At 57.8% G+C, this 23550-nt stretch carries 27 protein-coding genes; 12 read left to right on the top strand and 15 right to left on the bottom strand.

Features of this window, described 5'->3' with window-relative positions; genetic code table 11:
* Window positions 1-11: 11 nt before the first annotated feature.
* Window positions 12-2603 carry a ligase-associated DNA damage response DEXH box helicase gene (locus GSF67_RS00775; protein ID WP_006313304.1) on the bottom strand — a complete coding sequence of 864 codons (2592 nt, stop codon included), beginning with the start codon at window positions 2601-2603 and terminating at the stop codon, window positions 12-14.
* Between the two features lie 46 nt (window positions 2604-2649).
* On the opposite strand from GSF67_RS00775, the gene GSF67_RS00770 reads away from it, so the two are divergent.
* Together GSF67_RS00770 and GSF67_RS00765 are read left to right on the top strand one after the other, a co-directional pair.
* Entirely contained in the window at window positions 2650-3153 is a 504-nt protein-coding gene (locus tag GSF67_RS00770; protein ID WP_006313305.1) for an Rrf2 family transcriptional regulator, read from the top strand.
* 107 nt (window positions 3154-3260) lie between these two features.
* Complete coding sequence (locus GSF67_RS00765; protein WP_006313306.1) at window positions 3261-3722, top strand: carboxymuconolactone decarboxylase family protein; 462 nt, start codon at window positions 3261-3263, stop codon at window positions 3720-3722.
* A 26-nt stretch (window positions 3723-3748) separates the two neighbouring features.
* On the opposite strand, the gene GSF67_RS00760 is transcribed toward GSF67_RS00765, so the two are convergent.
* The 3 genes from GSF67_RS00760 to GSF67_RS00750 form a co-directional block, all read right to left on the bottom strand.
* A complete protein-coding gene (locus GSF67_RS00760; RefSeq protein ID WP_006313307.1) occupies window positions 3749-4390 on the bottom strand; it encodes a YitT family protein in 642 nt (213 codons plus the stop codon).
* Between the two features lie 82 nt (window positions 4391-4472).
* Window positions 4473-5084 (bottom strand): YitT family protein, encoded by a 612-nt coding sequence (locus GSF67_RS00755; protein WP_010970933.1) that lies wholly within the window; start codon window positions 5082-5084, stop codon window positions 4473-4475.
* A gap of 135 nt (window positions 5085-5219) precedes the next feature.
* Window positions 5220-6161, bottom strand: coding sequence for a class I SAM-dependent methyltransferase (locus tag GSF67_RS00750; protein WP_006313312.1), 942 nt, complete (start codon window positions 6159-6161; stop codon window positions 5220-5222).
* 169 nt (window positions 6162-6330) lie between these two features.
* On the opposite strand from GSF67_RS00750, the gene GSF67_RS00745 reads away from it, so the two are divergent.
* Both GSF67_RS00745 and GSF67_RS00740 read left to right on the top strand, forming a co-directional pair.
* Window positions 6331-6597 carry a DUF6460 domain-containing protein gene (locus tag GSF67_RS00745; RefSeq protein WP_006313314.1) on the top strand — a complete coding sequence of 89 codons (267 nt, stop codon included), beginning with the start codon at window positions 6331-6333 and terminating at the stop codon, window positions 6595-6597.
* A gap of 1 nt (window position 6598) precedes the next feature.
* Complete coding sequence (locus tag GSF67_RS00740) at window positions 6599-7096, top strand: CAP domain-containing protein (RefSeq protein ID WP_006313315.1); 498 nt, start codon at window positions 6599-6601, stop codon at window positions 7094-7096.
* A gap of 36 nt (window positions 7097-7132) precedes the next feature.
* Here the strand turns inward: GSF67_RS00740 and GSF67_RS00735 are convergent, their stop codons facing one another.
* A complete protein-coding gene (locus tag GSF67_RS00735) occupies window positions 7133-8224 on the bottom strand; it encodes a quinone-dependent dihydroorotate dehydrogenase (RefSeq protein ID WP_006313317.1) in 1092 nt (363 codons plus the stop codon).
* Window positions 8224-8577 (bottom strand): DUF952 domain-containing protein, encoded by a 354-nt coding sequence (locus GSF67_RS00730; protein ID WP_006313321.1) that lies wholly within the window; start codon window positions 8575-8577, stop codon window positions 8224-8226. The genes GSF67_RS00735 and GSF67_RS00730 overlap by 1 nt, the downstream gene beginning before the upstream one ends.
* Before the next feature lie 252 nt (window positions 8578-8829).
* On the opposite strand from GSF67_RS00730, the gene GSF67_RS00725 reads away from it, so the two are divergent.
* Window positions 8830-9480 carry a response regulator transcription factor gene (locus tag GSF67_RS00725; protein ID WP_006313322.1) on the top strand — a complete coding sequence of 217 codons (651 nt, stop codon included), beginning with the start codon at window positions 8830-8832 and terminating at the stop codon, window positions 9478-9480.
* Between the two features lie 112 nt (window positions 9481-9592).
* Window positions 9593-10243, top strand: a complete 651-nt coding sequence (locus GSF67_RS00720; protein WP_006313323.1) for a helix-turn-helix transcriptional regulator — start codon at window positions 9593-9595, stop codon at window positions 10241-10243.
* Between the two features lie 61 nt (window positions 10244-10304).
* On the opposite strand, the gene GSF67_RS00715 is transcribed toward GSF67_RS00720, so the two are convergent.
* From GSF67_RS00715 to GSF67_RS00705, 3 genes are all read right to left on the bottom strand, one after another.
* Entirely contained in the window at window positions 10305-11057 is a 753-nt protein-coding gene (locus tag GSF67_RS00715) for a polysaccharide deacetylase family protein (RefSeq protein WP_006313324.1), read from the bottom strand.
* Window positions 11058-11083: 26 nt separating this feature from the next.
* Window positions 11084-12379, bottom strand: a complete 1296-nt coding sequence (gene uppY, locus GSF67_RS00710) for a Wzy-type polysaccharide biosynthesis protein UppY (protein WP_006313325.1) — start codon at window positions 12377-12379, stop codon at window positions 11084-11086.
* A gap of 145 nt (window positions 12380-12524) precedes the next feature.
* The gene (locus GSF67_RS00705; RefSeq protein WP_006313327.1) at window positions 12525-12692 is read right to left on the bottom strand and encodes a hypothetical protein; all 168 of its coding nucleotides are present in this window, start codon (window positions 12690-12692) and stop codon (window positions 12525-12527) included.
* On the opposite strand from GSF67_RS00705, the gene uppX reads away from it, so the two are divergent.
* On the top strand, window positions 12667-13959 hold the full coding sequence (gene uppX, locus GSF67_RS00700; RefSeq protein ID WP_006313326.1) for a Wzx-type polysaccharide biosynthesis protein UppX: 1293 nt from the start codon (window positions 12667-12669) through the stop codon (window positions 13957-13959). The two genes, GSF67_RS00705 and uppX, sit on opposite strands and share 26 nt — an antisense overlap.
* 28 nt (window positions 13960-13987) lie before the next feature.
* Here uppX and GSF67_RS00695 read toward each other — a convergent pair whose 3' ends face one another.
* Window positions 13988-14749, bottom strand: coding sequence for a transporter substrate-binding domain-containing protein (locus GSF67_RS00695; protein ID WP_006313328.1), 762 nt, complete (start codon window positions 14747-14749; stop codon window positions 13988-13990).
* A gap of 169 nt (window positions 14750-14918) precedes the next feature.
* Here GSF67_RS00695 and GSF67_RS00690 point away from each other — a divergent pair, with 169 nt between their 5' ends.
* Window positions 14919-16856: a glycosyltransferase family 2 protein gene (locus GSF67_RS00690; RefSeq protein ID WP_006313329.1), complete on the top strand. Its 1938-nt coding sequence runs from the start codon at window positions 14919-14921 to the stop codon at window positions 16854-16856.
* A 211-nt stretch (window positions 16857-17067) separates the two neighbouring features.
* Here the strand turns inward: GSF67_RS00690 and GSF67_RS00685 are convergent, their stop codons facing one another.
* The 4 genes from GSF67_RS00685 to GSF67_RS00670 form a co-directional block, all read right to left on the bottom strand.
* Window positions 17068-17361, bottom strand: a complete 294-nt coding sequence (locus tag GSF67_RS00685; protein ID WP_035215513.1) for a hypothetical protein — start codon at window positions 17359-17361, stop codon at window positions 17068-17070.
* A gap of 52 nt (window positions 17362-17413) precedes the next feature.
* Window positions 17414-18139, bottom strand: coding sequence for an aquaporin Z (aqpZ, locus tag GSF67_RS00680; protein WP_006313332.1), 726 nt, complete (start codon window positions 18137-18139; stop codon window positions 17414-17416).
* A gap of 268 nt (window positions 18140-18407) precedes the next feature.
* Window positions 18408-19112 (bottom strand): anti-sigma factor domain-containing protein, encoded by a 705-nt coding sequence (locus tag GSF67_RS00675; protein WP_006313333.1) that lies wholly within the window; start codon window positions 19110-19112, stop codon window positions 18408-18410.
* A complete protein-coding gene (locus GSF67_RS00670) occupies window positions 19109-19654 on the bottom strand; it encodes a sigma-70 family RNA polymerase sigma factor (protein ID WP_010970922.1) in 546 nt (181 codons plus the stop codon). The genes GSF67_RS00675 and GSF67_RS00670 overlap by 4 nt, the downstream gene beginning before the upstream one ends.
* Before the next feature lie 202 nt (window positions 19655-19856).
* On the opposite strand from GSF67_RS00670, the gene GSF67_RS00665 reads away from it, so the two are divergent.
* Window positions 19857-20645, top strand: a complete 789-nt coding sequence (locus GSF67_RS00665; protein ID WP_006313335.1) for a DUF4394 domain-containing protein — start codon at window positions 19857-19859, stop codon at window positions 20643-20645.
* 89 nt (window positions 20646-20734) lie between these two features.
* Here GSF67_RS00665 and GSF67_RS00660 read toward each other — a convergent pair whose 3' ends face one another.
* Window positions 20735-21292 (bottom strand): fasciclin domain-containing protein, encoded by a 558-nt coding sequence (locus tag GSF67_RS00660; RefSeq protein WP_006313336.1) that lies wholly within the window; start codon window positions 21290-21292, stop codon window positions 20735-20737.
* A gap of 397 nt (window positions 21293-21689) precedes the next feature.
* Between GSF67_RS00660 and GSF67_RS00655 the strand changes: the two genes are divergently transcribed.
* The 3 genes from GSF67_RS00655 to GSF67_RS00645 all read left to right on the top strand — a co-directional run bounded on the left by GSF67_RS00655 (window position 21690) and on the right by GSF67_RS00645 (window position 23457).
* Window positions 21690-22316, top strand: a complete 627-nt coding sequence (locus tag GSF67_RS00655; protein WP_128821970.1) for a hypothetical protein — start codon at window positions 21690-21692, stop codon at window positions 22314-22316.
* 83 nt (window positions 22317-22399) lie between these two features.
* Entirely contained in the window at window positions 22400-22603 is a 204-nt protein-coding gene (locus tag GSF67_RS00650) for an AlpA family transcriptional regulator (RefSeq protein WP_006313338.1), read from the top strand.
* Window positions 22603-23457 carry a hypothetical protein gene (locus tag GSF67_RS00645; protein WP_128821969.1) on the top strand — a complete coding sequence of 285 codons (855 nt, stop codon included), beginning with the start codon at window positions 22603-22605 and terminating at the stop codon, window positions 23455-23457. Before GSF67_RS00650 ends, GSF67_RS00645 begins: the two co-directional genes overlap by 1 nt.
* Window positions 23458-23550: the final 93 nt, after the last annotated feature.

The raw sequence follows: 23550 nt of genomic DNA, 5'->3' as shown, positions 1-23550 counted from the left end.
AATTTCATCGTTCAGGACATGGCTTCGGCGATCAGCTCGTCGGCCGCTTCGGCCAGCACATCGTCCATCGCCTCGCCTGCCACCGTTTCGCGGCCGATTTCCAGCATCACCGGAACGGCGAGCGGCGAGACATGCTCCAGCGCGCGATGGGTGGTGTGGCCCTTGATTCGCTTCAGCATATCGCCAAGACGGCCAATGTCCAAAAGTCCCGCCGCCGCATCCCGCCGCGTGGCTTCCAGCAGGATATGATCCGGCTCATGGCTGCGAAGAACGTCATAGATAAGATCGGCGGAGACCGTGACCTGCCGGCCGGTCTTTTCCTTGCCCGGATGACGGCGCTCGATGAGGCCAGAGATGACTGCGCAATTGCGAAACGTGCGTTTCAGCATGAAGGACTCATCCAGCCACGCCTCCAGATCGTCGCCCAGCATGTCCTCGTCGAGAAGGTCCGCCAGCGACAGGCGGCGGGATTTCAGCCGCATTCCGATATCCTCCATGGCCCATATGGCGAGCGAGTAATCGGTGGCGACGAAACCCATCGGTTTTGCGCCCGCGCGCTCCAGCCGCCGCGTCAGAAGCATGCCGAGCGTCTGGTGCGCCAGCCGTCCCTCGAAGGGATACATGACCATGAAGAAGCGTTTGCGGAACGGGAATGTCTCCACCAGCAACTCGTCGCGCTTGGGAATGATCGACTTTTCCTTCTGGATTTCCAGCCAGTCGCGGACCTGATCCGGCAGCGCCTGCCAGCGGGCGGGATCGGCAAGCATGGAGCGCACCTGATCCGCCAAATAGGTGGAAAGCGGAAACTTGCCGCCAGCATAGGAGGGTATTTTCGGGTCCATGGAAAAGGCTTGCGACACCAGGCATTCATTCTCGCGGATGCCTTCGAAGCGCAGAACCTTGCCGGCGAACAGGAATGTATCGCCCTGCACCAGCTGCTCGAGGAAATATTCCTCGACCTTGCCGAGCGACATGCCGCCGCGCCCGACCGTGCCCTTGGCATTGCGCTTGACCATGCGGACATTGAGTTCCGCCGCCTCGACGATGGTGCCGAGGTTCAGGCGATATTGCTGGGCGACAGCCGGATTGGAAACGCGCCAGCGGCCATCCTTCATCTGGCGGATGCGGGCATAACGCTCATAGGTGCGTAGCGCGTAACCGCCTGTCGCGGTGAAATCCACCACCCGGTCGAAGGTAGCGCGCGGCAGGTCGGCATAGGGCGAGGCGCTGGTGACTTCGCGATAAAGTTCATCCGCATCGAAGGGTTCGGCGCAGGCCATGCCGAGCACATGCTGGGCCAGAACATCGAGCGCGCCTTCGGCAATCGGCGGCGTATCCTGCGCGCCGATGTAATTGGCATCCAGCGCTGCCCGGCACTCCATCACCTCGAAACGGTTGGCGGGAACGAGGATCGCCTTTGACGGCTCGTCCATGCGGTGATTGGAACGGCCGATGCGCTGGGCAAGGCGGCTTGCCCCTTTAGGCGCACCGACATGCACGACGAGGTCGACATCGCCCCAGTCTATGCCGAGATCCAGCGTCGAGGTGGCAACGACGGCGCGCAACTTGTTCTCCGCCATGGCCGCCTCCACCCTGCGGCGCTGGCCGGCATCCAGCGAGCCGTGATGCAGCGCAATCGGCAGATTGTCGTCATTGACGGTCCACAGTTCCTGGAAGACCCGTTCGGCCTGTGAGCGCGTGTTGACGAAGACCAGTGTCGTCTGATGCTGCTTCAACGCCTCGTATAAGTCCTTGCCGGCATAACGCGCGGAGTGGCCAGACCACGGAATGCGTTCTTCCGTGTGCAAAATGGAAATGTCCGGTTTTGCTCCGCCCTCCACCGTGATGAGGCCGGCCGGCGGCTCACCTTGCCCCTGTGGCGCAAGGTAACGACGCAGATCCATCGGCTCCGCCACCGTGGCCGAAAGGCCGATGAAGCGCACGTCAGGAGCGTGCCGACGCACCCGTGCGAGCGCCAGCGACAGCAGGTGGCCGCGTTTGGAAGTGACGAGGGAATGCAGTTCGTCAAGAACCACATATTTCAGATCGCGGAAAAACCGCTCGGCTTCCTTATTGGCAAGCAGCAGCGAGACCTGCTCCGGTGTTGTCAGCAGTATATCGGGTGGCTTCACCTTCTGGCGCTGGCGTTTGGCCTGCGGCGTATCGCCCGTGCGGGTTTCGATCACAATCGGCAGGCCCATTTCGGAAACGGGTCTGGTGAGATTGCGCTCGATATCCACTGCAAGCGCCTTCAGAGGCGAAATATAGAGCGTGTGCACGCCGACAAAACCGGAGCCGGGCGGCACCTTGCCGCGCTCCGCCAGATCGGTGAGCGACGCCATAAAACCGCCGAGCGTCTTGCCGGCCCCCGTCGGCGCGATCAGCAGCATGTTTTCACCGCCCCGCGCCCGCGCCATCAATTCTAGCTGATGGGCGCGCGGAGACCATCCCTTTTCTACAAACCATTTCTGGAATGGAAGGGGCAAGGTGCCGACATGCGTGCCGGACGTGGGGGACTCGATATGGTTCACCGCTTCAAGGTAGTGAAAAAGCTGCAAAAAAGAAGAGCGCAACGCGTCGGCTTGACAGGAAAGCATAATCATGGATAAATAATATCCACGATAACAAGACAACAATGCGAGAAGACCGATGAAACTCGGAGACGGCGTCGAACAGGCCATTCACAGCGTGAGCATGCTGGCGGGACTTTCCGAAGGCGGCGTGCTTTCGGCGGCGGCGCTCGCGGAATTCCACGGCGTTTCCACGAGCTATCTGCTGAAGCACCTGCAGTCGCTATCCAACGCCGGCATCGTCACCACCGTGCCGGGACCGAAGGGCGGTTACCGCCTGGCGCGGGCAACCGACAAGATCACGTTGCTTGATATCGTGCTTGCGGTCGAGGGGCCGCAGCCTGCCTTCCGCTGCGCGGAAATTCGCCAGCGCGGTCCGAACCCCTTGCCGGGGCGCTATTTCACCAAGCCCTGCGGTATCAATGCCGCAATGCTGAAAGCGGAAAAGGTCTACCGGGCGGAACTGGCCAAAACCACAATCGCCGACATTCTGGGTGATCTTGCCGCCAATGACGATGGTGGAATTGCCGCGCGCGGCTGCGCCTTCCTCGACATGAACGAGCGCAAGACGACGACGCGCTGAACTCTAAACAGGACCCGAATAACCACCAATCACGTTCCCGGACAGCCTTACCGCTTTCCGGACCGATGACGCATGACTTCAACCTATCCCAACCAATGGAGAGACGCATGAAAACCCGTATCAACTATGCCAAGGCATCCCCCGAAGCCTTCAAAGCCGTCATGGCTCTGGAAAACTACGTTCAGAGCAGCGGCCTTGAGCACCGCTTCATTCACCTCATCAAGCTCCGTGCCTCGATCATCAATGGCTGCGCTTTCTGCGTGGACATGCATGTGAAGGAAAGCCGCCATGACGGGCTTTCAGAGCAATGGATCAACCTGATGAGCGTGTGGCGGGAATCCCCTGTTTATACCGAGCAGGAACGGGCGCTGCTCGGGTGGGTGGATGCGGTGACGAAGATTGCCGAAACCGGCGCGCCGGATGACGCCTTCGAGACGCTGAGGGCGCATTTTTCCGATGAGGAGATCGTGAAGATCACGGTTGCCATCGGCGCGATCAACACCTGGAACCGCATCGCCGTCGGCTTCCGCTCACAGCATCCGGTCGAAGCCGCCGCAAAGGCAGCCTGAACCACCCTGACCGCAACGGCCGACCGCTACATGGCGATGTAGCGGTCGTTTCTGTGATTGACGGCAAGCGTGAGGTTCATGACCAGCGCGCCGAGAATGGAGCAGAGGATGACAAAAGGTGTGGCGACGAAGAAGGAGCAGGCGAGCACCATGCCATCAAAAGCGAGCTGGACGAGGCCGGCGCGCCAGCCGAAACGATCCTGAAGATAAAGCGCCAATATGCCGAAACCGCCGAGGCTGGTGCGGTGGCGAAACAGCGCCAGCATGCCGGCGGCGACCGTCAGTCCCCCGAAGAGTGCAGCGGCAATCGGGTTGATGCTCTCAAAAGCGAAAAAGCCCGGCATATATTCCGACAGCAGCGCCGTCGTGGCGATGGCGCAGAAGGTCTTCACCGTGAAGGCGAGGCCGAGACGGCGGAAGGCCAGATAATAAAACGGCAGGTTGGCAAGAAAAAAGACCGCACCGAAGCTGAACCCACTGGCGTAATGCGCCAGAAACGCAAGACCCACCACACCGCCGGTGAGAAGGCCTGCGGCGGAAAACAGCGTGACACCGAGTGAAATCAGCATGCTGCCCGCCAGAATAGCCTGTGCATCTTCCAGCAGCGAGTGACGATCGGGCGCTGATGTCCAAAGGTTCAAACGCCTGCGCGCACTGGTATCGTCCATGCATCTTCCCCTGACTTGCCCGATCTGGCCCGACCTTGCCCAGCTATTGCGCCCAAGCCCGACAAATTTCAAGCGGTCAGGCTTAACGCACGACGATGTATCTGTCCGAGCGGTGGTTGATGGCGAGGAATATGTTGAGGACGAAAGCGCCGACAATCGAATAGGCAACGGTTGCGGGATCGATGACGAGGAAGGCGCACAGCATGACGCAGGCATCAAAGGCCAACTGGATGAGACCGGCGCGGATGCCGAAACGATCCTGAATATAGATGGCCAGAATGCCGATGCCGCCGAGGCTGGCGCGGTGGCGATAAAGCGCCAGCAATCCGTAACCCAGAAGCAGACCACCGAGCAGCGCCGCCCAGAGCGGGTTGATGCTGTCGATGACCATCCAGCGCGCTTCCACTTCCGTCAGCACCGAAACAAGGCCGATGGCGATGAAGGTCTTGCATGAAAAGGCGAGACCGAGGCGGCGGAACGACAGATAATAGAAGGGCAGGTTGACGAGGAAGAACAGCAGGCCAAAGCTGATGCCGAAGGCATAATGAAGGAGAAAGGCGACGCCAGCCGTGCCGCCGGTCAAAAGACCGACCTTGGCCAAGAGATAAAAGCCGAGCGCCGAGACGATGGCACCGGTGACGATGCCCTGCACGTCTTCCACCGGCGCATGTCTGGCCGGATCGGAACTCCACATGCCGTAAACGCTTCTCGTTGTGCTCACGCTTTTTCCCTCAGGTTTCCGGCACATTTTGCACTGCAAAAAACACCTGATCAAGATGGATACGTAAGTAAGCCTGACCTATCGTAAAAAAGGCAAGAAACGGAATGTTCAGGCTTTGGCGCGGGCAAGAAAGAGAATGCCGGAAAGGGGTTTTCCGGCATCCTTGCGAATGGTGGTTTTGCGGATTTCCATGGGGGAAAAGCCCGACCGTTCAAGGAGATCGATCACATAGCTCTTGGAGTGCGCGTAACGAAGGGATTCCCGCAGGACGAAACCTTGCTCATCGCCCCCATCCTCCACCGAGAAGGCGAAAAAGCCTGATGGTTTGAGCAGGGCGGAAACGAGCGGCATGACGGTTTCAAGACTGCCGAGATACATCATCACATCGGCAGCGGCGACGAGATCGGCGCGGTGCTGCGTGAGTACCGGGGTAAAGAGCCCCGAAGCCTCCGCTTCGAGCGAAAGATCCGCCTGGCCGAGATGGTCGTAAAGACCCTTTTCATCGGCCTTGGCAAGCATGTTCTGGGAGATATCAAAACCCTCGAGCCGTTTTGCCAGAGAGCGGATTTCGATGCCGAGGAGACCGGTGCCGCAACCGATATCGATAATGGTGTCGAAGGCGCCGCCTGTTGCCGCCTTGGCGATCAGCTCCGCCAGTTTCCGCGGGACGCTGTAATCCAGCTTCTCGACAAGCGAGGTTTCAAAACGGTCGGCGTAATCGTCGAACAACCCTTCCACGTAGCGGCTCGGCGGTTGTTCGGGTGTTTCCGCGGCGCCGAGAACCGCGAGCTTCAGTTCGGCTGCAAACAGCCCTTCCCTATCCAGTTCGGCGACTTTCTCGTAAGCCGCCACCGCCTTTGCGGTCTCCCCCGCCTTTTCGTGATACTCCCCGAAACGAAACCATCCCGCCGTCCACCGTGGCGCAAGTTCAAGCGCCTGTTCCATAAGTTCGGCGGCGGCGGGATAATCACCGCTCTCCGCCAACATGCGGGCATAGTCCGCCCGGCGGTCGGCAATGACGTCACCGGAAGAAAACTGGTTTGGGGCCATCAATTATTTCCTGAGAAGATGCCGGCTGTCATTTATCAAGACATAAAAAAACTCAAGTCCTATTTCATGGCACCCGCGTGGAATTGGCTGATATGGCGCGATATAGTGCGTGAAAACTTGCATCGAAGCGGTGCGCCCCATATGTCAGGACAAAACAGGAGACTTGCTGATGGCCGGTGAGGTCAACAAAATGCTGGGTGATACGGTGGCCCGCACCGTGGTGAAGCTGCTCGTCGTTTCATTGCTCGTCGGCTTTCTGATGGCGATCTTCGGATTGACGCCATGGAACATTATCTACAGCGCGCGCGATTTCGTCGTCGATCTGTGGCGGAGCGGTTTCCATGCGCTGGGCGCGATCGGCGACTATCTGCTCCTCGGGGCCACGATCGTCATTCCCGTTTTCATCATCCTGCGCCTTCTGAGCTACCGCCGCTGACATGACCGATACATCACTTCAGACGCTCACCCGGCGCGGCTTCGTGCTGATTTCCGCCGGCTCCGTTCTTTCCGCCTGCGTTTCCATGCCGACCAACAAGGGCCTGCCGTCAGGCACCCGCGATGAGACGGCAGCGGCGCTGCCGATGGTCAATGATCTACGCCGTTCGAAGGGGCTTGCGCCACTCGCCATCAATGGGGCGGCCAGCGGTGCCGCCGCCTATCAGGCCGGCCGCATGGTCAAGGCGCAGAAGATGGAGCATCTGATCGGCCTGACAGACAGTTTCCTCATCCGCATGAAGGACGGCAAGGTGCCGCTTCCGGCAGCGGAAAACGTGGCGGCGGGGCAGGACAGCGTGGAACGGGTGGTGAAGGCCTGGATCGGCTCACAGCACCATCTCGAAAACATGCTCGGGCCTTATAATGGTCTCGGCGTCGCGGTTGCCTATGATGCCGCCAGCCGCAACCGGCCCTATTGGGCGATGGTGCTCTGCGCCTGAATTCAGGGGCGGGGGATCACCCCGCTCCTTCGCTCTTCAGCCGAGCTTACGGTCAGCCCAGCGGTCCACCGTGCTGTCGCGCAGGTCACGGATGGTCTCTACGCCCTCGCGGGCGACCAGTTTCGACATGCCCTTGACGATGGCCGAGGGCAGGCCGGGGCCTTCATAGACCATACAGGAATAGAGCTGCACGAGATCAGCCCCTGCCCGCACCTTTTCCAAAGCCGTTTCCGCAGATGAAACACCACCAACGCCGATGATCGGCAAATTGGCGCCAACGCGACGGCGTATCTTGGCGAGAACCGTGGTGGAAAGCTCAAAGAGTGGCTTGCCCGAAAGCCCGCCGGCCTCGCCCCTGTGGGGACCAGGGCGCAGGCCTTCGCGTGAAAGCGTGGTGTTCGAGACGATCAGGCCATCGAGATCGTGGGCGAGCGCCTCTTCGGCAACATCGTCCAGTCCTTCCTCAGTCAGATCGGGCGCGATCTTGAGAAAGATCGGGATGCGTTTGCCGAGGCGCTCCGCTTCCGTCTTGCGGCTTTCCAGCACGGCCGTGAGAAGGGCCGCAAGGCTTTCACGCGCCTGCAGATCACGAAGGCCGGGTGTGTTGGGTGAAGAAATATTGACGGTGAAATAGGATGCGACCGCATAAAACGCCTCGATGCCCTGCACATAATCGGCGATGCGGTCTTCGCTATCCTTGTTGGCGCCGATATTGACACCGACGATGCCGCGCAGACGCGCCTGTTTCAGACGCTCCAGCGCTGCGGCATGGCCTTCATTGTTGAAGCCGAGACGGTTGATGACGCCCTCATCCTCGACCAGGCGGAAAATGCGTGGCTTGGGATTGCCGGATTGCGCCCGCGGCGTGACGGTGCCGATTTCGGTGAAGCCGAAACCGAGCCTCAGAAGCGGTCCCGGTACTTCCGCATTCTTTTCGTAACCCGCCGCCATGCCGAGCGGATTGGGGAAGACAAGGCCCGCCACCGTCTGCTGCAGGCGCGGATCATGCGGCACCATGCAGGTGGGCAGGAAGCCGCTTTTCAGCGCCGCAACGGAGAGCCCGTGCGCCTTTTCCGGATCGATGAGAAACAGGCCCTTGCGGCCGACAGAGGAAAATAATCCGCTCATCACAAAATCTCCGGGAACTGGTGCTGGCCATCATGATCAAGCGAGAGCGGCGTTTCCCAAAGGACCGCGCTGAAGGGAAGCGGGGCGTAAAGATGCGGGAAAAGATCACCGCCCCTGGACGGTTCATAGACCAGCTTGTCGCCAAGTGCTGCACCGTCGACCGCGATCAGAAGCAGATCCACCTGGCCGGAAAAATGCCGCGCGGCTGTCTCTGCCACCTGCTTTGCAGTCGAAAAATGAATGAAGCCGTCGGTCAGGTCGATGGCCGCACCTTCGAACATGCCTTCTGCCCTGGCTGCACTCCACAACGTCTCCGGCACGATTTTATAGATGATCGCGGGCGTTTCCTGCATAAGGCTCTCCGAGGCTTTCCAGCGCTTTCCTGTCCGGGCGGTTTGCCGCAAAGCAGGAAGATTGTCCACAGTTTCCACGGCATTTTTATTACGGAAGCCCTCAAAGACCGCCTGTCCACAAGCTTTTCCTTGTAATGCCGGAGTGATTGGAGCAACCTTTGGCGGAGGAGCCGGACGTGTTTCGACCACCGGCAAAGGGAGTAAGCCAATAGCTGCGAAAGAACCGCATAACGCCCTTGGGAGGGGGCCAGAATGTCGGAACTTGTCATTATCATTGCAGATGACCACCCGCTTTTTCGCGGTGCCCTGAAACAGGCCGTAGCCGGTCTCGACGGGCAACAGACCATCATCGAGGCCGGGGATTTCGAGGCTGCCCGACATGCAGCCACAACGCGCAACGATGCCGATCTCATGCTTCTCGATCTCGCCATGCCGGGGGTCAGCGGATTTTCCGGCCTGATGGCGCTGAGAGCGGAATTTTCCAGCCTGCCGATCGTCATCGTTTCGGCAACGGATGATGCGACCACCGTTCGCCGGTCGATTGAACTCGGTGCTTCCGGTTTCATTTCCAAATCCTCTGGTATTGACGATATCAGGGACGGCATCCGCGCGGTTCTGGAAGGCGATGTCTGGATACCGTCGGGCCATCAGGGCGAGAAGGAGCAGGATCCTGACGTGGCCGATCTGATCGGCCGGCTCAGAACGCTGACGCCACAGCAAAGCCGGGTTCTGGGCATGCTGGCCGAAGGGCTGCTGAACAAGCAGATCGCCTATGAGCTCAATGTTTCCGAAGCCACCATCAAGGCGCATGTCTCGGCAATTCTGCTGAAGCTCAAGGTCGACAGCCGCACACAGGCGGTCATCCAGCTCGCCAAGATAAACACATCGGCAATGGTGGCCTAAAGCAAGGATTTTATTCCTTTCCTTTCTTTACTCCTGACCGGATTTGGTCTAGATTCCGGTCAGTAAACGACAGGAGCTTTCCGCTATCGGCTCCACTTGCGGGCTTTCTATCATGCTGTCACACGAGACGATCTGGAGCGCCATCGATACGCTTGCCGAACGCCATCAGCTGACGCCTTCGGCATTGGCGAAGCGCGCCGGCCTCGATCCCACATCTTTCAATAAATCGAAACGCTTCGGGCCGGATGGCCGCAAACGCTGGCCCTCGACCGAATCCGTCTCCAAGGTGCTGGAAGCGACGGGCGCAAGTGTCGACCAGTTTTTCGGTTATGCTTTCGGCAGGGCGCAGACAATGCAGCCTTCCGGTGCCGACAACGCCATTCCCCTGCTCGGTTTTGCGCAGGCCGGTTCCGGCGGTTTTTTCGATGATGGCGGTTTTCCGGCGGGTCAAGGCTGGGATGTGGTGGAGTTTCCCTCTTCTCCCGAGCGCAAACAGGGCGTCTACGCCCTGGAAGTGCAGGGCGAGAGCATGATGCCGCTCTACCGTGATGGCGACATCCTCATCGTGGAGCCGGGCGCGCAGGTGCGGCGCGGCGACCGCGTGGTGCTGAAAAGCCGCGATGGCGAAGTGATGGCCAAGGTGCTGGCGCGGCAAAGCCCTAAAAACATCGAGCTTCTTTCGCTCAACCCCGAACATCCCAATCGCAGCTTCGACATGGCGGATGTGGAGTGGATCGCCCGCATCATCTGGGCCAGCCAATAGGTTCGCAATTGCGGACAGAGGTTTCCGCAATATCGCCCGAGTACGCGCTGAGAATATTTCTTTACAGGCCGAGTGTCCCTGCCGCGGCATCGACCGTCATGATCTTCGCACCGCCGGACGCCGCCTTGCGGACGAGGCCCTGAAATCTGTCTCCCGGGCAGCCGTAAAAGCTTGGTGTCGGTGAAACATCATGGGTGAAGATGATGAGCCAGCCGCCTTTTTGCAAAACATCCTCAAGCCAGTGATCGGCCGCATCGAGGTAGCTCTGATCCGCACGCAACTCGACTGCGGCAAGATTATGCGGGTCGACACTGTCCCGGTTGATGCCGGGCATGATGCCGCGTGTCGTCCTGAACCGGCGCCGCAGCAGGGGCTGCATGACCGGTGAGGCCATGCCGAAAGGAACGGAGAAATTTCGGCTGTGCCGGTTTTCATCGAACGCACCCAAAACGCTGTCATTGCGCTCGAGATCTTCTTCGAGCGTCCGTCGTGAAAAGCTCGAGAGTTTGCGATGGGAAAAGGTGTGGCAGGCAAGCTCATGGCCGGCCGCTGCCAGTTCCGAACAGCCTTTGGCGGAAATCATCTCCTGCTGTCCGTCGTGCCTGTCGATAAAGGTGCCGGCGATGTAAAACGTTCCGCAAACGCCCTCGTTTTCCAGGATGCGCGCACCCTTTGTCCAGGCGGTGGCCGGTACATCGTCGAATGTGAAGGACACGATCGGTTCGGATTTTTCGATCCGCACCGCCGGCCCCGGAAAATACCGCACCAGCCGGTTATTGATCCGGTCTGCAAAAGTCCCGATTTTTTGCGTCATACAAAGCCCCCCGGCCTGTCTGCAAATTACTGCCCCTGTTCAAGTATGTCGTGCGCCTGATGCCTCAAACAATAGACCGCGATCAGCAGAGAAGACCAAATAGGCCCGGTTCCGGTAAAGAAATTACTCTCAAGACACGAAGAAAGTAGCGCATACACCCAAATTCGTGCAAAAAGTCGGGTCAGTCCCGGGTCCGTGCCCTTGTCCACCGCCGTGTGGAAATCATTTGCGGGTATGATGACCAGCCATATGACGGTGAGAATGAAAGCCGGCAAGCCGCCATTCAGCAGGCTTTCGACATAACCATTATGGGCATGGAAGGCCGTGACCGCCCAGGTGCCGGCAATATCGGCCTGCGACAGCAGACGGTCACTCGTCCAGAACGCCTGGAACCCTTGCCCGAAGATCGGCGATTGCGCAAAGGTGTCGAAGGACAGGCGCCATATGTCCGTCCGGCCGGTGAACGTGGAATCGATCCCAAGGCTTTCGACAAAATTCTGTATGCTCGGGAAATAGGTGGAGCCGACGGCGACGATGTTGAGAAAGGCCAGAAGACCGCCGATCATCAGCAAGGTGCGGTGCGCATGCCTTTCCATGATCCAGACCAGCGCCAGGGTGACGGGTAAAAGCATGGCCGCGGTTTTTCCATTGGTCTTCCAGAGAAAGAACCCGGCCAGCAGCGTAATCGCGATGCCGCCCAGCGTCGACCAGGCATTGCGCAGGTAAAGCCCGATCATGAAAAGAATGATCATGGCGGGGGCGGCGGCGTTCTTGTGATTGAAGATGCCGCGCCAATCACCCGCAAGCGCCTTTTCATCAAGGTCAAAGGGCTGATGGACCGAGCGCAACCGCAGGAAGATCACTCCCAGATAACAGAGCGCCAGCAGAATGAGGGCGAAGATGGCCATCATCCGGTCGAACTGCCGCCGATCCCTTGGCATGACGACGAGAACGCTGGTGATGAAACATAAAAGCGCGGTGAAGACCAGGCGCTGCAGCGAGGTACCGGGTTGGGTGCCTATCACGGAGCAGATCACCAGCCAGAAAAACAATAGCAGGATGGGCAGGCGCGGCCTCAGCAAAAGCCCCGTCAGCCGGTGGCGCAGTGCGAAAACAGCCAGGATCAGCGCAATCACAAGGCCGGTCAGCTGGTTTGCGGCGGCGCGCGGCACAGGCGGCGCTGCGAGACTTTCGAAGGGCGCCACGGAAATCCAGATATAAAGCATGGTGGCGACGAAAAAAAACGCGTCGCGCCGGCCGCCGGCAAGAGATATGGCGCTGTCTTGCGCAGCGATGGGCTGTGTATCAGCCAAACGCGGCATGGTCGCGTGCACCGGAACTGGACAATCGGATCATGGGCCTGCCTTGTGACGAACAACGAAACCCTTCTGAAACAGGGCCATGTCCAAATAACCATAAACAGTCATTATCGTCATTATTATGCAATTGCTTTAACCCTCTCTTACCTCAAGAAGGATAAGACAGGATAAACTGCAATCCATTCGGGTTGCGGGCTTTCATAATATTGGCCGGTTGCGGCTTTTCAGTTCGCGGATTTTTAGAAAAGAAGCGCAGTCGTTGTTGGATTTGTCCGGCAATGCCGGAAAAAATGGAGAATGAGGTGTCGTTCAACACGCCGCGGTTCGGCCATCTAGTCAGACTGGGATTGACCTATATGGCGTCCGGCGGGGCGCTGCTGATGTCCAGCGCCGCCCAGCTCCTGACCTTCGCGCTGCTTGCCCGCCATCTCGGCGTCGAACAATTCGCGCTTTACGCCTCGATCACGGCCGTCACCAATCTCGGCGTGCAAATCTGCGGCATCGGCTCGCAGGAATCGCTGATCCGCCGCGTCGCACAGGATCGTAGCATGTTTCCCGTCATGCTCGGCCACAGCTATCTCCTAAGTGCTGCGACGGGCGTGGTGCTGACAATCATCGGCATGGCGACGATCCCGGTGTTTTTCCCGACCTCGGAAACATTGCTGCACACGCTGATCACCACCTTCCTGATCCTGTTCACCAACCTCGTTCTCCTGAAGGTCATCTCGCTTTCCACGCAGAGTTTTATCGCCCATTCCAACTTCGCTTCGGCCAACAAGCTGGAAGTGATGTTCGCCGTCGCCCGCACCATTGCCGCGGTGGTCGCCTGCCTTATCTTCAAGGTGGAAACGGTTGAGGCCTGGGCACTGTGGAACCTCGCCGCCCACACCGTTGCGGCCGTGATTTCCGTCAAGGCGATTGGCAGGCTCGGTCGGCCGATTTTCCGGATCGTGCGCGAGGAAATCCGCATCGGCATCCTGTTTTCCACCCAGTTCCTGTTCAAAGCCGTGCGCGGTAATGCTGATATTCTCGTTCTCGGCGCCATTGCCAGCGCCGAGGTGCTGGGCAGCTATTCGATCGCTCGGCGGATTCTCGACAGTTCCTATCTCTCCGTCGAAGCCCTCAACCGGCTGATCTATCCGGGCTCGGCCTCCGCCGCCCTGCAGGGCATCACCAAGACCATAGGGCGCGCTTATAATGTGCTGAAGGCAGCACTTTTCATCGCAACCGGCAGCGCGTTGGTGATCTTCATCATCGCCCCTTTCCTGCCGCTGCTGTTCGGCGACGAATATGTCTCTCTGCCCATCATTACCCGCGTGCTTTGCTGGGTGGTTCTGCCGATGGCCGTTGCCGCCACCGCACTCGAGGCACTCGGCGCCTCCGGGAGGCAGGATATTCGCGCGAAGATATGGAACAGCGGCAATCTCCTCGGCTCCGTCATCGTTGCCTTCTTTACCTGGTCCTTCAGCATTTCGGGAACGATCGGCAGCTATTTCCTGGTGGAAACCGCCATCGCCGCCGCCGTATGGATCGCGCTCCTACGTTTGCGGCGCGATGAACAGGTTTTCGCGCCAGCCAAATAAGGACTGTCGCGACGGTCGATCAGGATTTCTAATAAAGCCCGTAAGGGAAATAACGCCGGTAAATCTCTTCCAGCCGGCCATTTCGCGAAAGGGCGGCCAGCGCCTGATCGAAAGCCGGCACCAGTATATTATCCGGATCGACCGCCATGATGGACAGGCCTTCGCCGAGAAACCGGTCGGACATATAAGGACCGCCGAAGAGCGCGCAGCAGCTTTCGGAAGCACCTCCAGCAACCCAGAAGGGCAGGCGCAGACCGTCGGCGAAGATGGCGTCCACCTTGCCTGTCTTCAACGCCTCATACATCGGCTCATAGCCATCGAACCCTTCGACCCTGGCTTTTGGAAAAAACGCTTTCAGCATCTGTTCGTGCCGCGAATTGCCAACCACACCCACCTTCTTTCCCGAAAGCGCATCCGCTCCGGAGCCGGTGAATTTCCCCGCCTTGTTCACCGCCAGCCGGGCGGGCAACAGCAGATAGGGCCGCGAGAAGGTGAAGCTCTTGCGCAGATCGGCCGTGGTGGCGAGACCGGAAATCACCGCTTCGCCCTCGCCCATTTCGAGCGCCGCTTCCAGCTCGTCGAAGGGTAGCGCCTGCACCTGGCATTTGCTTTCCACCTTCAGCTGGGCGCAGATTTCCCGCACCAGATCGACATGGAAGCCCGCAAGCCGGCCCTCCTGATCGGTGAAATTGAAGGGCGGGAAATCCACCGACATCAGAAACCTGATGCGGGGAACGGAGGAAAGATCGCCACCCGGAAACCGCTCCTGCGCGTCGAACAGCACCGGCATGCGGTTTCCATCCGACAGACCTTCGGCCTGAGCTTCACTAAAATAACCAACAAATTGTAAAGCGAAAACTAAAGTAAAATAGAGGCCTATATTCCGCGTTACATTCGCTATTCTCATCTATACTATCCGTGACAGGAAATGGGTGTTACCATGACGGCGGCGGCGATGCATGGATTGTTTCAGTCAATATACACGAGATTCGTTTCGCACGACCCCGGCAGAAGCAAAAATTGCATTTTCCCATACCGATGAAAATCCGCTTCGGGACTCTGCCGAACAAAGCCGGGCCGGACAGACCCGTTTTCTCCGTTCGCTGGGAGTGGACAAGTCGCATATTGCGGCATTCGAACAGCGGGCGCTGGAAAACGGCTCCACTGTAGACGAAGAATTGCTGATGAGCGGACTTGTCACGGCGGACGTGTATTTCAGCGCCTTCGCAGAATATCTACGATTGCCGTTTCTCCCGGAAATCGCGTCGGAACGGGTAGCGAATTTAGATAATCTCGATCTTCAGCTCACAGAGCCGAGGTTGCTGCGGCTGATCCCACAGGACGGCAAAATGGGGTTGCTGATCGTGCCGGAGCTGGCGCGGCTGGATCTGCTCACAAACATATTGGATGAGCTTCCGCATCTTTTTGACGAACTTGCCGTGACCACCCCGCAGGCCATGCGCGACGCGATCTGGAAAGCCGGCGAGGCCCGTCGCCTGGCGGAAACCCGGCAGCGGCTTTTCAACGCCGCGCCCCAGCATTCCGCCAAAATCACACTGCATGGCCAGCAGGGCTTTTATGGCGGCGTCCTCGCCACGCTGCTCGTCCTTTCGCTGCTGACTTATTCTGAAATAGCCTTGGCCTGGCTCCACACCACCCTGTCGATGCTCTACCTCAATACCCTGCTGTTCCGGCTCTTTGCCCTCATCCATATACCCCGGGAAACCGACGTGGAAGCGGCCTTGTCTCGTCGGCACGAAAACGAACTGCCGGTTTATACAATTCTGGTGGCGCTTTACCGCGAAGAGGCTGTCATCGAGCAGCTCGTCAATGCTTTGGAGCGTCTGGACTGGCCCCGCTCGCGGCTCGATATCAAGCTCGTCTGCGAGGCCGACGATGGCGCGACGATCGAAGCGATCCGGCGGATAAATCCCGGTCCGCACATGGAGATCGTCCAGGTACCACCTTCCGAGCCGCGCACCAAACCCAAAGCCCTCACCTACGCACTGTCCGGTGCGCGCGGTACATTCGTTGTCGTTTATGATGCCGAGGACCGGCCCCATCCGCAGCAATTGCGCGAAGCCTATGCCGCCTTCCGCAACCAGCCGGAGGATATGGCCTGCGTACAGGCGCCGCTTATCATCAGCAACGCCTCTTCTTCCTGGCTCAGCGCCTGTTTCGCACTGGAATACGCAGGCCTGTTCAGCTGCATGCTGCCCGCCCTCGCCACCCATGGGCTGCCGCTGCCGCTTGGCGGCACCTCCAATCATTTCCGGACTGCCGCGTTGCGGCGGGCCGGCGCCTGGGATCCCTACAATGTCACGGAAGATGCTGATCTTGGCCTCAGGCTGCATCGGCTCGGCTATCGCTGCGGCGTCATCCGGCGCCAGACTCTGGAGGATGCACCGACATCTCTGCCCGTGTGGCTGAACCAGCGAACACGCTGGTTCAAGGGCTGGCTGCAAAGTTGGCTGGTGATGACCCGTACACCTTTTGCAACCGCGCGTACCATGGGATGGTTTGCCTATATGACCTTTCAGCTGCTGATCGGCGGCATGCTTCTGTCGTCTCTGACGCATCCCTTGCTCTTCGTTTCCCTGGTATTCATGGCCATAGCCATCCGGGAAAACGGTGTCGACCTGCTCTTCAGATGGCAGGGGGCGCTGTTTTTTATCGATGCGCTGAATATCGTCGGAAGTTACACGATCTTCGTACTGATGGGCCGCAGCAGAATGATAGCTTATGAAAGACGGCAGGTCGGAAGGCGATGGCTGGCGATGCCCTTATATTGGCTGATGCTATCCGTCGCGGCCTGGCGGGCTGTGGTGGAGCTTAAAACCAGACCTTTCGTCTGGAACAAGACGCCGCATGTGCCGGTCGCCAAAGACAAGACCTGACGCGCATTCGCGACAGCGGCCAAACGGCATAACGCATCTCTCGGTCAGCAAAAAAGGCATCCCGCCGTTTTAGCCGATGATAACCGAACACGAAGCCCGTTCGAACTCCGCGCCGCCACTGCCATCAATGCGTGTAACATCAACCCACCTTGCCGAACGAAGCTCTTCCTCCGGCAAGGTCCGTCATTTTATCTAAAGGCGGCTCAATCGCCTATTTGGCCACAAGCTTGTTCTTGATCAGGCCGACGATGATCTGGACGATCAGACCGCCGACACCGCCGCCAACGAGCTGGCCGGCAAGAGCGCCGATATCCACGCCGCCAGCGGCCGCAGTGCCCGCAGTGCCGAGCAGCGATCCAAGTACGGTTCCGCCGCCGATCCCGCCAATGGCGCCGGCAATCAGATTACCGAGCGAGCCAAGATCGGAATCCTTCAGTATCTTTCCACCAGCCGTGCCGCCCACCGCACCGCCGACAATCTGGGCCAATATCGAAGTAAGATCCATGCCATCCTCCTCAGTCGTTTCCCCGACCATTCGGGGAAACAAAGCCTCTTATTCACGTCTTCGCGGGTTGAACCGAGCCGGCATGGCCAGCCTTTTCTTCCTCGCCGAAAATTTTCCAGACCACGGCGCCAATGGCACCGCCCAAAATTGGGGCAAGCCAGAACAACCAGAGCTGCTGCAGCGCCCACCCGCCAACGAACAGGGCCTGCCCGGTCGAGCGGGCCGGATTGACGGATGTGTTGGTGACCGGAATGGAAATCAGATGAATAAGGGTGAGTGCAAGACCGATGGCGACAGGTGCGAAACCGACCGGCACCCTGCCATGCGTCGACCCCAGTATGACAACCAGGAAAAACGCCGTCAGGATGATCTCGATCAGCAGCGCCGACAGGAGAGAATATCCGCCCGGCGAATGCTCGCCATAACCATTGGCGGCAAAACCGCCGATTTCGGCACCGGCCTTGCCGGTGAGAATAACATAAAGCGCCGCAGCCGCGACGACCGCCCCCAGAACCTGCGCCACGATGTAAGGCACCAGGTTCGCCGCCGGGAATTTGCCGGCAACGGTGAGGCCGACGGAAACCGCCGGATTGAAGTGACCGCCGGAAATGCCGCCAACCGCATAGGCCATGGTCAGAACCGTCAAGCCAAAAGCGAAAGCAACACCAAGGAAGCCGATGCCGAGTTCAGGAAAAGCGGCGGCAAAAACCGCACTGCCGCAACCTCCGAACACGAGCCAAAAAGTACCCAAAAATTCCGAGATAAACTTGCGACTCATAACACTTCCCCATTCATGTTACGACTGCATCAACTATTACGTGCAATTTAATCGTAGTCAAGCTAAATTGCATATACACTCGGAGAGCGGCTTGATCACGAACCTGCCCAAAGGGAGCGCGCTCCTCTTATGCCATTCAATATGCTGGCAAATAATGGCCTCAGCCTTCCAGCGAATCTGCCGATGTGATGCGACTGCGTGACGTCGATGTGTTGCCATTGGCGACTAAGCCAGGCCGCAATTCTCCATAACGACGTCACACCAGTTTTCAACGAGGCATTCGCGCCAGCCCCTTCGCCAGAATTGGCCCGGTCGGTCTGCCCGTCGGCGATCCACCTGCCTGCTCGAGGGTGATCTCATAAAGCTGGTCGTTTCGCGGCTTCGGCAGCGTCGGTCCTACGAGACTGGCCGAACGAACGCCTTCAATCAAACCAAGCGAAACAGGCCCGACCTCTCTGGAGGGCAATGTCCACACCTGTATGGTCTTATCCTGCGGTACGGCAAAATCAGCCAGCATCCGCACTGTTGCCTTTTCGTTTCCGAAATCCTCGACGACCGCCTGCACCTCTCCAGCTTCATTGACGAGAACTGCGATCACCAGCGGCTCCGTTGTGCGTGTTAGGCTGAAGGTCAGCCCCGCGGCAAGAACGAGGATTGCGGCAATTGCGGAAACGGCGATCGACCGCCATCCGTTTTTTCTATTGTCGTTTGCGGTGCGGGTAGACTTATTGGCCGTGAATTTCGCCTGCGGCGGCAACCGGCTTTCGATATTGCTCCATAATTCACTGTTGACGGCTGCGGGCGCAACGCTGGTATCAAGCGGTAGAAAACGCTCGCGGCTTGCCGCGATTGCCGCCCGTAATTCGCCGTCCCGCTCCGTTGCCGTTTCGATAGCAGCAGCCTCGGACGCCTCGAGCAGCCCCAATACATAGTCATCGGCAATGGCGGGAATGTCTTTTTGATCATATGTCATGCCATGCACTCCCGAAGAGCGGAAAGCCCGCGCCTTATCCAGGATTTCGTCGTGCCAAGCGGAACGCGCAACCGGCCGGCGATTTCGCCATGGGAATATCCGGCGACATAAGCCATCAAAATACCCTGCCGTTTGGTCTCGTCGAGCGCGCCCAGACATTCATAAAGACGTGAATTCCTGTCGAGCTTCTGCCAGGCGGCGACCACTTCATCCGCCTGTTCGCTGTCACGCAGCGTTTCGACATCCTGCACGGTAAGTTCGCGGCTCCCGTCCCGCAGAAGATTAAGCGCCCGGTTCCTGACAATGGCGTAAATCCAGCCACGCGCCGAACCGTGGTCGGCTCGATATTGGGGCGCGTGCGTCCAGATGCGCACGAAACTCTCCTGCACAACCTCTTCTGCCAGCTCCCTGCGTTTGACGATCCGCTCGGCCACCGCGATCAGTCGCCCTGCCTCGCGCTCGAAAATCACCCGCAATGCGTTTCGGTCGCCTCTGGCGCAGGCGGCGAGCGCCCTGTCAAGATCATCAGGCGCGGAGCCCATACGCATGCGAAACCTTTCAAGTTTGGACCGCAGGCACGGTCGGCTTTGATATAATACCCATCGCGGAACGAAATGGATGCATAAGCAGATATTTTTTTGCTGCCTGCATCCAAACCCACCTCCCCGCGTGTCCTCATTGATGGAAGCGTCAAAAACCAAGGGTTGGACGACTTCCAAACGGATCAACGCACGGGAGAAAGACATGACGACTATCCAGATCACTCTGATCGCCTCCGCCGCCTTTGTGGCGACCGCAACCGCCGCCGTTTCAGCCCCTGTCCTCGGACTGACCGGAGACAAGACGCTGGTGATGTTCGACACCGAGAAGCCGGCCGTTAGCAAGAGCATGGATGTGACCGGTGTCGACAAGCTTGTCGGCATCGATTTTCGCCCGGGTAACAAAACAGTCATCGGAGTAACGCCCGATCATCGCATCGTCACCATCGACCTTGAAACCGGCGCGGCAACCGACGTGGCCAAAATGGACAAGATGTTGACCTTGACGGAAGCTCCTGTCGTGGTCGATTTCAACCCGATGGCGGATCGTCTGCGCTTCATGACCGGCACGACCAATCACCGCGTCCACCCCGATACCGGCGCCGTGACGGTTGATGGTGCACTCGCTTACGAAGACGGCGACATGCACAAGGGAGAAACGCCCGATATCGTTGCTGCCGCCTATACCAACTCCATCGGCAAGCCCGAAAAAACGGCCATGTACAATATTGATGCCACCATCGGCGCACTGGTTCAACAGACCAAGCCGAATGACGGCACGTTGAAAGCCATCGGCAAGCTCGGCCTGAAGGACAAGCCGGCGAGCTATGCATTCGATATCCACGGTGAGGATGGCGGCAAGAACACCGCCTATCTGGCAGCGGGCGCTACCCTCTACACCGTCAATCTCGAAACCGGTGCTGCAACCGAGGTCGGTCCGATCACCGGCGCAGACAATGGCCTTCGCGATATCACGGTGCTTCCCAAAATGTGACGCGATCTCGGGTTAAATCCCGGCGTCAGAAAATAAGGCTGGTCCCGTTCACGGGCCAGCCTTTTTATTGAACCAAATACTGCGGCCGATTACATCTTCGGCAGCAGAACCTTGTCGATGACGTGAATAACGCCATTCGACTGCTTGACGTCGGCAATCGTGACATGCGCCACGCCGCCCATTTCGTCCGTCAGCGTGATCTTGCCCATGCTTTCTTTGGCCTTGAGAATGCAGCCGCCGACAGTTTTGACATCATGGGTGCCCTTGTCGTCCTTGATCATCTTTTCGATGGTCTTGGACATAGCATCGGCTGCGACGACATGGCAGGTGAGAACCTTGGTAAGCTGGGCCTTGTTTTCCGGCTTCAGCAGGTTTTCGACCGTGCCTTTGGGCAATGCCGCAAAGGCTTCATTGGTGGGTGCAAAGACAGTAAAAGGGCCCTTCCCCTGCAGCGTTTCAACCAGACCAGCAGCTTTGACGGCGGCCACCAGTGTCGTGTGGTCTTTTGAGTTCATCGCATTTTCGACGATGTTCTTGTTTTCATACATGGCAGCACCGCCCACCTTTGGATTGGCGGCAAATGCGCTGGCGGAGATGGCGGACACGATTGTTGCGAGCGCAAGCGTGCGTATAGCGGACTTGATCATCGTAAATTCCTTTTCCTCGATTGCCCCGACGCTCGATACGCGCCTCCTCGGGGCTGGCGCTCCACGATCGGAGCAGAAGAAGATACGAGACGGTCACGAAAAGAGTTTCAGCAAATGTGAAACGCTAAAGCGGTGCAGAGCAAATAAGACCCGAGACTATCAACGACGCTTATAAATCAACGCTTCTTGGACGTCATTGAACTTGCTGGAAAGGTCGCTGGAGCGGGTGAAGGGAATCTAACTCGCATGTATCCCTATTAAAAATAACAATTTTTTCTTCAATCCATGAATTATACCGTAATATTTACCGTTATCGATATCGGATTTTGCACTGGATGGCACTGGGAGACATAATAAAACGATCCGGGCCCATCGAAGGTAAAGCAAAGTGCTATTGTTGGAAGCAGATACAGAAGGTGAGGCGATTTTTGAGGCCGCGTTCCAACCAATGGGTGAAAATAAGGCGATACGCAAAGCGTTTTCAGCACCGCACTCGCGGCAACAGTTCATCAAAGCATTCTCAGAAATATGGCTTGACTATAAATCAGCTCAAACCCAGCAGCCATTTTTTAAGGATCCAAACAGCAACGACATCGATCAAGCAGCCAACCTGATGAATAAAACAATCAAGATGCTCGAGGAAGTCTCTTCAAAATATCCGCGTCTAAGAAATTTAAACCGGGAAATTATAGATCGATTGATCGTTGATCTTAATGCGATTATCTCCCAGTTCAAATCTGCAGAGATTCATCAACCGTCAGTGGGACGGCGATTCAATGATCCGCTCATAGCAAGGGCGGCCGCTCAGATCGTGAAAGAGTTTGAACACATCACCGGGACGAAATTCGTATTTTCTGGTGACCTTGCTCTTGGGGAACGCGGCGAAAATGCCTTTGCATCTGAGCACGCTGAATTTTTGTACCGCTTGCTGTATGGCATAGACCATAATATCCAACGGTCTTCGGTTGCGACCGCTCTAAAGAGAGCAAAGCAAAATCCACTGCAAAAAAAGGCAAAAAAATAAGGAATTAACGCGGCACAACTTTGTTGAGCAGCGCAAAAAGATGATTATTAGTACGTGACGTTCACAACCGAAAGGGCAACGTCATGGAACATTTGAAAGAGAAACACCTATTGCGCCTCAAAGATATTCTGGCGCCCGGTGGTCCGATACCTCTCAGTAAATCATCGTTTTATGCCAAAGTTCGTTCAGGCGAATACCCCAGACCAGTGAAAATATCTGCACGTGTATCGGCATGGAAAGCAACAGATATACTCGCGCTTTTGAAAAGCTTCGAGGAGAATAAGTAATGGAGAATGATCCTTCTCGCCGACCGATCCCGCCACCTTCTGAGCAGTTAAATGCAAAGGTACGGAACAAAGGTTTCTCAAGTTTTAAAGCAGCTAAACGCTCACCGCAACACCACATCCGGACGAGTTCATCAACAAGTTTTTTTGGGCGTAGTTTGGGCAGCGGTCAGATGCATATATTACCTACATTTGAAACAGCAGGATCTAAACGGGTCCAGACCTTGGGAATTAATCCTCGACTGGCACCGAAGCAAGACGCCCCGGCACCGCCAACATTCACTCAACGTCTTTCTGCCCTCGTTGAAGCGGAGAATATCTGCACCGAGCTCGACCCACTCCGTCAGAAAATACGATTCCCGCTTTCTTCTGACGATCCAGCAACCATCGAAAACATGGCATTTATCTTCGCTGCCGCGAAGATTATGCAGGACGACTCTGATCAGTGGAATCAATTCTGCTTGTCAGCCTTGTGGCGGGGCCACCGACGCCGGCCCAGAACGAATTCGGAAAACCAAGCCGAGGCGCTATCCTTCGTTATCCGGTACATCGTCACGGCGAAGGGCGCCCCTGCACAAGCAAAGAGCCTTACCAACATCCTCGGGCCATTTTGGCAAGACGGGACCAAGGCTGAGCAGCTTCGTACAGAATTGGCCGAGCGACTTCGGGCTAAGCGGGGCCGCAAGCGCTCGAACTGGAAAATCGTTGCGACCCCTGTCTCAAAGGAACTCGCTGCCCTGTCGGCCGAAACGGCGGCAACCATCAAAGTTGTCGTCTCCCAAGCCGCTACCGGCCACGTAGTCCTTGAGATTCAGGAGGTGCTGAGCCGTGAGACGCTGCAGCCGCGCCTTTTGTAATACACCCTTTACACAGCAAACCCCACTAACCCCCACACCGGTAAATAAGCCTATGCCACGGGTAACCCTAAGTGCATATCGACATCATTAGGA

This window comes from Agrobacterium sp. CGMCC 11546, assembly GCF_013365515.1.
Lineage (GTDB): Bacteria > Pseudomonadota > Alphaproteobacteria > Rhizobiales > Rhizobiaceae > Agrobacterium > Agrobacterium fabrum.
Note: the sequence above shows the minus strand (reverse complement) of the source record. Positions and strands in the feature narration are given on the sequence as shown.

Excerpts from the sequence above, each read along its gene's own strand:
- GSF67_RS00775 (WP_006313304.1), bottom strand. The coding sequence starts at position 2,603 with ATGATTATGCTTTCCTGTCAAGCCGACGCGTTGCGCTCTTCTTTTTTG.
- GSF67_RS00770 (WP_006313305.1), top strand. The coding sequence starts at position 2,650 with ATGAAACTCGGAGACGGCGTCGAACAGGCCATTCACAGCGTGAGCATG.
- GSF67_RS00765 (WP_006313306.1), top strand. The coding sequence starts at position 3,261 with ATGAAAACCCGTATCAACTATGCCAAGGCATCCCCCGAAGCCTTCAAA.
- GSF67_RS00760 (WP_006313307.1), bottom strand. The coding sequence starts at position 4,390 with ATGGACGATACCAGTGCGCGCAGGCGTTTGAACCTTTGGACATCAGCG.
- GSF67_RS00755 (WP_010970933.1), bottom strand. The coding sequence starts at position 5,084 with ATGTGGAGTTCCGATCCGGCCAGACATGCGCCGGTGGAAGACGTGCAG.
- GSF67_RS00750 (WP_006313312.1), bottom strand. The coding sequence starts at position 6,161 with ATGGCCCCAAACCAGTTTTCTTCCGGTGACGTCATTGCCGACCGCCGG.
- GSF67_RS00745 (WP_006313314.1), top strand. The coding sequence starts at position 6,331 with ATGGCCGGTGAGGTCAACAAAATGCTGGGTGATACGGTGGCCCGCACC.
- GSF67_RS00740 (WP_006313315.1), top strand. The coding sequence starts at position 6,599 with ATGACCGATACATCACTTCAGACGCTCACCCGGCGCGGCTTCGTGCTG.
- GSF67_RS00735 (WP_006313317.1), bottom strand. The coding sequence starts at position 8,224 with ATGAGCGGATTATTTTCCTCTGTCGGCCGCAAGGGCCTGTTTCTCATC.
- GSF67_RS00730 (WP_006313321.1), bottom strand. The coding sequence starts at position 8,577 with ATGCAGGAAACGCCCGCGATCATCTATAAAATCGTGCCGGAGACGTTG.
- GSF67_RS00725 (WP_006313322.1), top strand. The coding sequence starts at position 8,830 with ATGTCGGAACTTGTCATTATCATTGCAGATGACCACCCGCTTTTTCGC.
- GSF67_RS00720 (WP_006313323.1), top strand. The coding sequence starts at position 9,593 with ATGCTGTCACACGAGACGATCTGGAGCGCCATCGATACGCTTGCCGAA.
- GSF67_RS00715 (WP_006313324.1), bottom strand. The coding sequence starts at position 11,057 with ATGACGCAAAAAATCGGGACTTTTGCAGACCGGATCAATAACCGGCTG.
- uppY (WP_006313325.1), bottom strand. The coding sequence starts at position 12,379 with ATGCCGCGTTTGGCTGATACACAGCCCATCGCTGCGCAAGACAGCGCC.
- uppX (WP_006313326.1), top strand. The coding sequence starts at position 12,667 with ATGGAGAATGAGGTGTCGTTCAACACGCCGCGGTTCGGCCATCTAGTC.
- GSF67_RS00695 (WP_006313328.1), bottom strand. The coding sequence starts at position 14,749 with ATGCCGGTGCTGTTCGACGCGCAGGAGCGGTTTCCGGGTGGCGATCTT.
- GSF67_RS00690 (WP_006313329.1), top strand. The coding sequence starts at position 14,919 with ATGGATTGTTTCAGTCAATATACACGAGATTCGTTTCGCACGACCCCG.
- GSF67_RS00685 (WP_035215513.1), bottom strand. The coding sequence starts at position 17,361 with ATGGATCTTACTTCGATATTGGCCCAGATTGTCGGCGGTGCGGTGGGC.
- aqpZ (WP_006313332.1), bottom strand. The coding sequence starts at position 18,139 with ATGAGTCGCAAGTTTATCTCGGAATTTTTGGGTACTTTTTGGCTCGTG.
- GSF67_RS00675 (WP_006313333.1), bottom strand. The coding sequence starts at position 19,112 with ATGACATATGATCAAAAAGACATTCCCGCCATTGCCGATGACTATGTA.
- GSF67_RS00670 (WP_010970922.1), bottom strand. The coding sequence starts at position 19,654 with ATGGGCTCCGCGCCTGATGATCTTGACAGGGCGCTCGCCGCCTGCGCC.
- GSF67_RS00665 (WP_006313335.1), top strand. The coding sequence starts at position 19,857 with ATGACGACTATCCAGATCACTCTGATCGCCTCCGCCGCCTTTGTGGCG.
- GSF67_RS00660 (WP_006313336.1), bottom strand. The coding sequence starts at position 21,292 with ATGATCAAGTCCGCTATACGCACGCTTGCGCTCGCAACAATCGTGTCC.
- GSF67_RS00650 (WP_006313338.1), top strand. The coding sequence starts at position 22,400 with ATGGAACATTTGAAAGAGAAACACCTATTGCGCCTCAAAGATATTCTG.
- GSF67_RS00645 (WP_128821969.1), top strand. The coding sequence starts at position 22,603 with ATGGAGAATGATCCTTCTCGCCGACCGATCCCGCCACCTTCTGAGCAG.